The sequence below is a fragment of the Alteromonas alvinellae genome, assembly GCF_902705805.1.
The window spans coordinates 1-9,718 of the sequence record NZ_CACSIH010000077.1; the positions used below are offsets into that span (position 1 = coordinate 1).

Genomic DNA, 9,718 nt, shown 5'->3' on the forward strand with positions numbered 1-9,718 from the left:
CTAAAATATTTCTTAACTGATCGGCATTAGCCTTCGGGCTCTTTTTTTGTATCTACTTAAAAAAGAGCAAGTTAATAAGCCTGTTACTATAAGGGTGTATATTTTCGCATATATTGGTATGTTGGTTCATACCAAATTTGTAACCATACCGTCATAAAAATATCATTTAATGGCGACGTCCTTCTTTAAATTTATACTAAAGGTTAAGCCGTGTTCAATTACACAAGCATCAGCCGTTTGGTGATGACCCCTGTTCTCGCCAGCTTTTTCATTCTTGTACTATTAAATGGTGCCTCAATTCTAAAGTCTTTCTCGTTACTTAATTCGTTCGATGAGTTAGAAAACACCCTTGTTCAGTCTGAGCGAGACGTCAATACCACGCTAAGTACATTCAAAACCCAGGTTCAAGAGTGGAAAAACGTGTTGTTGCGTGGCCACAAAAAAGAAGACAGAGAAAAATACTGGGAGCGATTCAAGCAGAGAGAGGCCGACATCACTCGCCAGTTTGACCTGATGCTATCAAGTAGTGTGATAAGTGAAAGCGTGAAGTCAGATATCAGGCAATTTCAAAAAGCGCATGCACTAATGGCCGAGAAATATCGGGAAGGGTACAAGGCGTTTATAGATTCAGGGTTTGACCCCAATGTGGGAGATAGCTATGTCCGCGGTATTGATAGAGAGCCAGCTAAGCTTCTTTCAGGTATCGCGTCGGAAATTGCAGCAGACTCAGCGAATGCGATTACTCAGCTTAAAGCCAATACGCGCACTATGCTTTGGATAATTCTATTGGCAGCTATCGCACTGTCGGTACTTTCAGTTGTGTATGTTATTGCTCGACTGCGCTCACAGGTCATTAAGCCAACTAAGCAAGTTGTAGCGTGTATATCCAACTTGGCTAACAGCCGTTATGAATACGAACTAACCTATTCAAGCGGTCATGAATTAGGCATGCTGGCCGACTCTGCCCGCGCATTGCAATACAAGCTGAAAGAGTCGGTTGCACAACTGCAACAGGCAGAACGAGAAATGGAAAAAGCGTTCGGCACCCTTGGTAACGTCAGCCAATCCATTATGGAGGGGGCCAATGGACAACGGGATGCGTCGCGCTCACTTGATAGCAGCACAGATAAACTGAAAGAGATTGTACAGAATTTAGTGGCTATTACTGATCAAGTTGCTGTTGCGACAAATAACTCTGAAAAGAATGTGGCGAGTTGTTATGCCACGTTTGAAAGTGCCAATGCAGGCTTTAAACAGCTAGCTAAGACGGTAACGGAATCGAGTAACATTGTGTCTGAACTGCAAAGCCGCAGTACCAATATTCTCAAAGTGGTAAATGTAATTAATGAAATAGCTGACCAGACAAATCTGTTAGCTTTGAATGCTGCAATCGAAGCCGCTAGGGCAGGTGAACACGGGCGAGGCTTCGCAGTAGTAGCCGATGAAGTTCGGGCTCTTGCGGCTAAAACCCAGCAGTCGACTAGAGAAATTAACGATATCTTGAGCAGCTTTGAAGCGGAAGCAAAGGGTGCAGTGGCGGCTATGTCTTCTGGAAAGCAGTTGTCCGAAACTAACGCTGCTGAAGCTGCAACAGCACTAGAAACATTAAACAACGTGGTCAGGGATATTCAAGAAACGGCCAGTGTAGTAGTGGCGCTTAACGAGGCGGCAGATGAACAAGAGGCTGTGCTCCACCAAGTGGAAACAATAATTAGCAACGTGGTGACATCATCTGAAAAGTACCATCAACTTGCGCAGCGTGACGATATGTCACGTTCTATGAAAAGTATGTCAGAAAACGTTGAAAAGGTGGTGAACAGTTTGACCCGGTAACTGGGCTTTGTCAGTATTAGTTCCAGTCCGCAAAGATAGCAACCTACTCAGCGAGCAATTATCTATTCGGGCTGGTGTAACGTGAAACACGAACAAAAGAGTGCATAAATAAATCGCGCTCCTTTCATTTTTTCTGTTACCGATTTCATGCGCCCATAAACTAGTACTGATAATAATGACTACACCACTCGTATTTCACCCTATTTATAGCCAATTAGACCTGCCTGAGCGACACCGTTTTCCTATTGAAAAATACGTAGGTATTCGTGATGAATTGCTTAGTCGGGGTGTAGAAGCATCGCGTTTTGTTACTCCAACTCCGGTCAATTTATCTTTTCTCACGGCCTATTACGATCCGGATTATGTTGATGCACTCAGTACTGGCACATTAGATAAAAAAGCCATGCGCCGCATAGGCTTTCCCTGGTCGCAGCAGCTGATTGAGCGTACCCGTACTGCCGTTGCTGGAACCTGTTTAACAGCCAACTTAGCTCTAGAACATGGAAAAGCCTTGAATTTAACGGGCGGGTATCATCACGCATTTGCTGATTTTGGCTCGGGGTTCTGTTTGTTCAACGACTTGTATTTGGCAGCGAAAACTATGCAGCAAAACTCGTCCGTTGAAAATGTGCTCATTGTCGATTTAGACGTACACCAGGGTGATGGTACCGCTAAACTGGCTGAAAACGATCGGGATATCTTCACTTTATCAATCCACGGTGAAAAAAACTTCCCGCACAGAAAGCAGCGTTCCGATATTGATATAGGGCTCGATAAGGGCACCGAAGACGACGAGTATTTAACCACGCTAGAACAAGCGCTAACGATGGTAATGAGACAGTTTCAGCCCGATGCCATCATCTATGACGCAGGGGTTGATGTGCATGTAAACGACGACCTTGGTCATTTACATATTTCTACGCAAGGCGTGTACGAGAGAGATACGCAAGTCTTTGCGTTAGCCGAGCGTTTAGGCGTTCCGATTGCTGCGGTCATTGGTGGAGGGTATCAAAGGGATATTGCTGCGCTGGTGGATGTGCATATTCAGCTTTATCGAGCTGCCGGTGTGATTGATTAGCTATGCGGCGAGTGGCGTTTTAGAAAAGCGCGCTTAAATGGGATGTTTGTAGCGCGCATTTTGATATTAAGTATGAATACTTGTTTTATAAAAAGTGCAGCTGAAACCCGATACCAATGCGCTCTTGTGAGCGGTTATAGTCGATGAGCGAATCGCCGTAACCGTTAAAGTATTGAAGGAGTACTTCATAGCGGTCGGAAATAGGGTAGGTGAAATCTAGCTGAATACTGCCTCTGTTTTCGTCAAAATCCAGATTGTTTCTCAACAACGCCAGTACCTTGAAAGCACCAATTTTTCTGCCATAACCAAATTCCATTCGGCCGTAGTAATCCTGAATGTCCGGGTTATCATCACCCGTTGGGTCCAGTGGGTCAGCTTTTTCATCTTCAGGAATACGGTACCAGGTCTTAAAGTAGTATATATCGTCGTTGTCACTGAATACTATGGACGCAAAAAGACGGTTCCAGCTTCTAGAGCGCAAGCCGCTTTGGCCATTCGACATATGATTGAAACCGACCTGGAAGGTATTGAACTTGTAGCCTAGTACGGAGTAATCGGCTGTTTCTTGCCAAAAGACTTCCGGTTCATAATTGGTTTCTCGGAAAGGCTTCGATGCTTCACTGTTATAAAGCTGCCAGAATGAGGTTAACGTAAAGCCGAAATAGAGTCCGTCGAAGCCAGTATCTTCGAGATATAGTGGTAGCTTGGCACTTACCTGAAACTTAGCTTCTTTATTGTCTATGTTTTCTTCCGTTAACTCTTCATTACCGAATGTATTAGGATTAGAGACATAGGTGATAGGAAGTAAATAGTTTTGTCTGTGCTGGGTAATGGCAAAAACATTGTCTAGCGCTTCTTTATCACCTTCTAAGCGATTATCTAGCGCGCTCTCTGTAGTCGTATCACGTTTAATGATATCAATAACTTCAATACCGCTTTCATTCTGTGATGTTTGACCGTCCTCGTCTTCAACAGTGTCTCGTTGTTCACTGTTATCGAGTTTTGACGTTTGTTCGCTCATCACTTCTTGTGATTGTTGTGCGAACACAGGTGTACAAGCAGCAAACGCTGCCAAAAATACAAAAGGCTTAAACACAGACACCTTTAATTCTCCGTAGCAAGGGGTTGTTATTATGCTTTACTGAAGTCCAGCGTTTGGCCTTCTGAAGATGCAAATACGTGTAAAGTAGACTCTGCCACTGTGACATAGTCATTACAGTGTTTCACTACATCATCTATATCGTCATCAGTGCGTTCTGGATCATGACTATATAATGCTAATTGTTTTGCATGGCTGGCCATCGCCAGTTTTACCGCTTCCTCTGCCACCGAGTGACCCCAACCGTTTTTTGTCGGCATGTCAGATAACATGTACTGTGCGTCGTGAATAAGCAAGTCTGCATTATCAGCAAACTTAGCAAAATCTAGAAAGTCTGTTTCTTTTTTATAAGGAGGGTAAAGCTCGTTATCGGTGATATAAGCAATTTTGACACCGTCGGCCTTAATACAATAGGCGCTTCCGCTGCCAGGATGATTCATGGCTAATCGGGTAATCGTAGCGCTTCCAATAGTAAACCTATTTTGTGCTGCCGGAAGTTCTATAAGGTTAATGGCCGATTTTAACGCGCTTTTGGGGACAGGAAATAAAGAACCTTCCATTTGGTTTAAAATTTGATCGGGCTCGTTAAGTTGGGTTAGCCCCGGGTAAATGTTTATTTCCCGTGATTCTTGGTAAATGGGTGCAAAGAAAGGGAAGCCTTGAATGTGGTCCCAATGGTTGTGGCTCAATAAGAGGTAGATTGGCGAATTTTTCTTAATCAAGCTGTCGCCAAGTAAGCGAATGCCTGTGCCTGAGTCGAGGATGATATCAGTACCATCCTCAAGCTCAATGTGAACGCATGCAGTGTTGCCACCATAACGAACGTAAGCGGCCCCCGGAGTGGGAATTGAGCCCCTTACGCCATAAAATGTTAACCGCATACGCCCTCTTTTTCTTATCTAATGGGCAAGTTCAGGTTTTAGAGAGCGGCTACAAAGTCTTTTGCTGCGCTAAGGTCTAATAACTGTTTCTCGCCAGTACGTCTATTCTTGTATTCAACCTGTTGATTATCCAAGTTTCTTTCACCAATGACAATGCTGTGAGGTATGCCAATTAATTCCATATCATTGAACATAACACCTGGGCGTTCTTTTCTATCGTCAAATAATACTTCTACGCCAAGGGAAACAAGTTCTTCGTAAAGCGCCTCTGCTGCTTCTTTAATACGGTGAGACTTGTGCATATTCATAGGTATTAATGCAATTTTAAACGGTGCAATAGGATCTGGCCACTTTATGCCAAACTTATCGTGATTTTGCTCGATAGCTGCCGCAACAATTCGAGACACCCCAATGCCGTAACAACCCATTGTTAAGGTTTGGTGTTTACCTGATTCGCTCAGTACACCGCAATTCATGGCTTCTGAATACTTGCTGCCAAGCTGGAATATATGACCCACTTCGATACCGCGCTTAATATCAAGGGTACCTTTTCCGTCAGGAGACGCATCGCCAGCTACAACGTTGCGAATATCAACGCCAGTGACATCTTCAGACCAGTTTACGTTGATGTTCATTTTACCACCTGCGCCAGCGCCTGTAGTAAAGTCCGCAAGGGCCGCTGCACTTGCATCGATGTAAGCTGGAATGGGAAGGTTAGTTGCATCTGCAAAGTAGGGGACTACACCAAGCACTTCCTTAGCTTTTTCGAATGACGCTTCAACCAGCGGAGCAGCCACTGCTTGTATTTTCTCTGCCTTAACGTCGTTAAGTTCGTGATCTGCACGTAGTACCAGAGCGACCCAATTGTCTTCTTGTACTTCTTCGCCTTTCTCATTTTTTGCGTTTGCTGCTTTTACTACTACAACTTTGACTGCATTGGTAGTTTCGGTATCAATGCTCTTGAGAATTTTTTCGAAATCTTTGCCCTTGGCATCTTTGGTTTCAACGGCCGCACCCGAAGCAGCTGCCTTTTCAGGCGCAACAGCTTCAGCCATTTCAACGTTTGCCGCATAATCACTTTCGCTTGAAAACGCAATATCGTCTTCACCTGATGCAGCCAACACGTGGAATTCATGAGAATGATTACCACCAATAGAGCCAGAGTCGGCAATAACTGCTCTGAAGTCTAAGTCCATACGCGAAAATATGTTGCAGTATGCGTCGTACATTTTTTGGTAGGTTTCTTCAAGGCAGCTGTCTTCTATGTGGAAGCTATATGCATCTTTCATGGTGAATTCACGACCGCGCATAATGCCAAAACGAGGGCGCACCTCGTCACGGAATTTAGTCTGAATTTGGTACAGATTAAGTGGAAGCTGCTTGTAGCTACTAATTTCATTGCGAACTAGTGCTGTAATTACTTCTTCGTGCGTTGGTCCTAGCACGAAATCACGCTGGTGGCGGTCTTTAATACGAAGTAACTCTGGTCCATATTCTTCCCAGCGACCAGACTCTTCCCATAGGTCGGCTGGTTGAACAACGGGCATTAGCACTTCAATCGCGCCTGCTTTGTTCATTTCTTCACGAACAATATTGGCTACTTTATTAAGTACACGAAGACCAGATGGCAACCATGTGTATAGACCCGAGGCAAGCTTTCTGATCATACCAGCTCTTAGCATAAGCTGGTGGCTGATAACCTCTGCATCTGCAGGTGTTTCTTTCTGCGTGGCAAGCAAATATTGACTAGTGCGCATGTAAAGCAGGTATCCTGTTATAAATGTATTTATGACGGTTAGTGTGATGCTCTTTCGCAAACGGCAATTCGCAAAACAAAGCATTGCGAAGTGCTTGAACCGAGATAAGGTTTCACACGATTGGGCGTATTCTAATTAACTGTGAGCTATTTCGCCACAGACTGTTAACACTAATAGTGTAATTATCCTAAATGAACCAGTTCGGTCACCTTAACGGCGGCATCTCTTATTTCGAACCCCACATCAATATCGTATAACGTCACGCGGTAGGTTTTCTCATCATTTTCAATATGCTGTTTATACGCGGGGCGAGGGTCTTGAGACAGAACCGCGGTCACCAAGGCAGAAAAATCAGTGTGCTTTTTCTCTATTTCAGCAAGTATGGGCTGGATTGTATCAGCGAATGAAACGTCGCGATTGGGTATGGGGTTAATGTCATCAAGATTATCGCTGGCGCTAGGAACACTATCAGCGTACGCGATATAGGGCTTGATATCGACTAGTGGTGTGCCGTCGACTAAATCTATCCCTTCAACCACTAACTGTGTCTGTCCGTTACTGCTAACCACACCTTTGTTTTTCACCACAGACATGCCAATCCCATTAGGTCGGTGGGTACTGCGACTTGCCAGTACGCCCATAGTTGCATTACCACCTAGACGAGGGGCTTTCACCGTATTTTTCCAACCGCGTTCAATGTTTTGGTGAAAAATAAAAAGCAGCCACAGGTGACTGTAATTCTCTATCCCTTTGAGCATATTGATATCGTTAAAGCCTTCTTTGAAGGTGATAACACCTTGGGCGTTAGCCAAGTTGGGCTGTCTTGGAATAGCAAACTTTTGCTTGAAAGGCGTAGCGACGGTCGCTATCGCCTCGAGAGAAAATGAATTGTGGGTATTCACGTTTTAGCCTTAACGAAGTCGAAAATGTGTAACGTTGTCATATTACTCACATAATTTGCAGGTAAAGTAACGTTTCAAGTGAAAGCTTGAGCCAAATAAACATCCTGCTTGTTATAAGGAGCTGCTTATTTGGGTTCCCTGGAGTAATCCAATACTTTGGGCCTGCTCGCATCACGAGCTTATTCTCTTTTTAGTGCGTGTTTTTTACATTGCACAAAAAAGGTAAGCTTCACGTGTTTTATCGAGCGGGCTTATCTTTTTTAAGCGTGTCTAACACACCCTCAAAGTAAGGGCACCCAAGCGTCCGTGCTTTTTCAATGTTATGGCTGAATATCTTTTCGGCATCCTCTTCTTTTTTCATGTAGCGTGTGATATCAGCTTCACGAATCAAATGGAAAAGCGGGTAGGGTGAACGATTGGTATAGTTTTCAGCATCGTCTACGTCGCTACCGTCGAATACATAATTGGGGTGGAAGCTGGCAAGTTGGTAAGTGCCGCTGTATCCCCAGTCGTGCAGCATATTATCGCTGATAGCCAAAACATCGAGATATTCGTTGAAATCAGCAAGGGTTGAATGCGTGAGTGCAATTAGTGTTGTAGCGGTGGTTTCGTTCTCTTCTAAATGCCGCAACTCATCGTATAGCGATTGAACGACATTTCCCGCATCGCCCTCAATTACCACGCACCGAATTTGGTGAGGTGTTCTTACATAGCGTGCAAAGGGACAAAAGTTGTGCTTTATCACAATGTCGTCAACCCATTTAAGCGTTGCATCAATTACGTGCTGTTCCCATAAAGGAGATGTTGGTTCTGCCATAAAAGGTGTAGGTCAGTTTGAGTCTGTGTTCAACGTGAGCGAAGTATAAAATAAAAAGGCAGAAATTTGATTTCTGCCTAACATTTTGGTTGAACTATTTGTGCTTTAAGAATGATATTTTACGTAAGCTTCCAGCGTATTCTCTATCAAACTGGCTACTGTCATCGGCCCAACACCGCCTGGAACGGGGGTTATCCAGCCTGCGCGCTCTTTCGCTTTTTCGAAATCAACATCGCCAACAAGTGAACCATCATTAACGCGATTAATACCTACATCAATGACAATCGCGCCCTGTTTTACCCAGTCACCAGGAATAAAGTTCGGTTTACCTACAGCGACTACCAGTAGGTCTGCACGTTGAACGTGACTTTTAAGGTCTTGAGTAAACTTGTGACAGGTAGTAACGGTGCAGCCTGCTAAAAGCAGTTCTAGGCTCATAGGGCGCCCCACAATATTCGACGCACCTACAATGACCGCGTCCAAGCCTTTTACAGGGCGCTTGGTTGACTCTATCATGGTCATGATGCCTTTTGGCGTGCAGGGACGTAGTGCAGGAATACGCTGTGCAAGGCGGCCAATATTGTATGGATGAAATCCGTCGACATCTTTATGAGGGTGAATACGTTCAAGTACCTTTTCTGCATTTAACCCTGCAGGTAAAGGAAGCTGTACCAGAATTCCGTCTATCTCTTTATCTTCGTTTAGCTCGTCCACTAAATTTAGCAAGGTCTCTTCTGTGGTATCAGAAGGAAGGTCGAAAGAGCGAGAAACGAACCCCACTTCTTCGCACGCTTTACGTTTATTGGAAACATAAACTTGAGAAGCTGCATCACTGCCAACAAGGACAACGGCTAGGCCTGGTTGTCTTTTACCTGCTTGCGTAAGCGATTCAACATAGGAGGTTACGTGTTGGCGAACTTGTTTGGCAATTAGTTTGCCGTCAATAAGATGGGCGGTCATAGTCTTGTACGATTCTTATATGGTTGGGTGGTCAACAAGTGCCCTATATTGTTTCATAAAATAGGACTAATACTCTAGTAGTTATTGCTCTGCAATTATTCGCCACAAATGTTCAACGTAAACATCCGTTAATGGAAAGCCTGATGCTTACCCTTAAAAGAAGCGCAAACCTAGGCTAAAAATAGGTAAATACAAGGGTAATTGTTCAAAAAAACGTGAGAATGGATGCTTTGTGAGCGGTTGATGATTTTATTTAAAAAAGTGTTTGACGAGGTGGGGGGATGTCAGTAATATTCGCACCCCGTAACGGCACAGAGGCTAACGCTTCAAGGTCGGTACGACAGTCGGTGAGTGGCGCAGCTTGGTAGCGCACTTGTTTTGGGTACAAGGG

At 44.3% G+C, this 9,718-nt stretch carries 8 protein-coding genes; 2 read left to right on the forward strand and 6 right to left on the reverse strand.

The features are described from left to right. The first annotated feature begins 210 nt into the window (after positions 1–210). Positions 211–1,833, forward strand: a complete 1,623-nt coding sequence (locus ACX5KA_RS05340; protein ID WP_458730596.1) for a methyl-accepting chemotaxis protein — start codon at positions 211–213, stop codon at positions 1,831–1,833. A gap of 175 nt (positions 1,834–2,008) precedes the next feature. Then, positions 2,009–2,911 carry a histone deacetylase family protein gene (locus ACX5KA_RS05345; protein ID WP_458730597.1) on the forward strand — a complete coding sequence of 301 codons (903 nt, stop codon included), beginning with the start codon at positions 2,009–2,011 and terminating at the stop codon, positions 2,909–2,911. Between the two features lie 85 nt (positions 2,912–2,996). Here ACX5KA_RS05345 and ACX5KA_RS05350 read toward each other — a convergent pair whose 3' ends face one another. The 6 genes from ACX5KA_RS05350 to folD all read right to left on the reverse strand — a co-directional run bounded on the left by ACX5KA_RS05350 (position 2,997) and on the right by folD (position 9,327). Beyond that, a complete protein-coding gene (locus ACX5KA_RS05350; protein ID WP_458730598.1) occupies positions 2,997–4,013 on the reverse strand; it encodes a phospholipase A in 1,017 nt (338 codons plus the stop codon). A 29-nt stretch (positions 4,014–4,042) separates the two neighbouring features. Then, complete coding sequence (locus ACX5KA_RS05355) at positions 4,043–4,891, reverse strand: MBL fold metallo-hydrolase (protein ID WP_458730599.1); 849 nt, start codon at positions 4,889–4,891, stop codon at positions 4,043–4,045. Positions 4,892–4,929: 38 nt separating this feature from the next. After that, a complete protein-coding gene (locus ACX5KA_RS05360) occupies positions 4,930–6,648 on the reverse strand; it encodes a proline--tRNA ligase (RefSeq protein ID WP_458730600.1) in 1,719 nt (572 codons plus the stop codon). Between the two features lie 182 nt (positions 6,649–6,830). Further along, positions 6,831–7,550 carry a tRNA (N6-threonylcarbamoyladenosine(37)-N6)-methyltransferase TrmO gene (tsaA, locus tag ACX5KA_RS05365; protein WP_458730601.1) on the reverse strand — a complete coding sequence of 240 codons (720 nt, stop codon included), beginning with the start codon at positions 7,548–7,550 and terminating at the stop codon, positions 6,831–6,833. Between the two features lie 238 nt (positions 7,551–7,788). After that, a complete protein-coding gene (locus ACX5KA_RS05370) occupies positions 7,789–8,367 on the reverse strand; it encodes a DUF1415 domain-containing protein (RefSeq protein ID WP_039216901.1) in 579 nt (192 codons plus the stop codon). Positions 8,368–8,472: 105 nt separating this feature from the next. Beyond that, entirely contained in the window at positions 8,473–9,327 is an 855-nt protein-coding gene (gene folD, locus ACX5KA_RS05375; protein ID WP_014950149.1) for a bifunctional methylenetetrahydrofolate dehydrogenase/methenyltetrahydrofolate cyclohydrolase FolD, read from the reverse strand. Positions 9,328–9,718: the final 391 nt, after the last annotated feature.

Coding starts and splice junctions, on each gene's coding strand:
- ACX5KA_RS05345 (WP_458730597.1), top strand. CDS start 2,009: ATGACTACACCACTCGTATTTCACCCTATTTATAGCCAATTAGACCTG.
- folD (WP_014950149.1), bottom strand. CDS start 9,327: ATGACCGCCCATCTTATTGACGGCAAACTAATTGCCAAACAAGTTCGC.
- ACX5KA_RS05355 (WP_458730599.1), bottom strand. CDS start 4,891: ATGCGGTTAACATTTTATGGCGTAAGGGGCTCAATTCCCACTCCGGGG.
- ACX5KA_RS05370 (WP_039216901.1), bottom strand. CDS start 8,367: ATGGCAGAACCAACATCTCCTTTATGGGAACAGCACGTAATTGATGCA.
- ACX5KA_RS05360 (WP_458730600.1), bottom strand. CDS start 6,648: ATGCGCACTAGTCAATATTTGCTTGCCACGCAGAAAGAAACACCTGCA.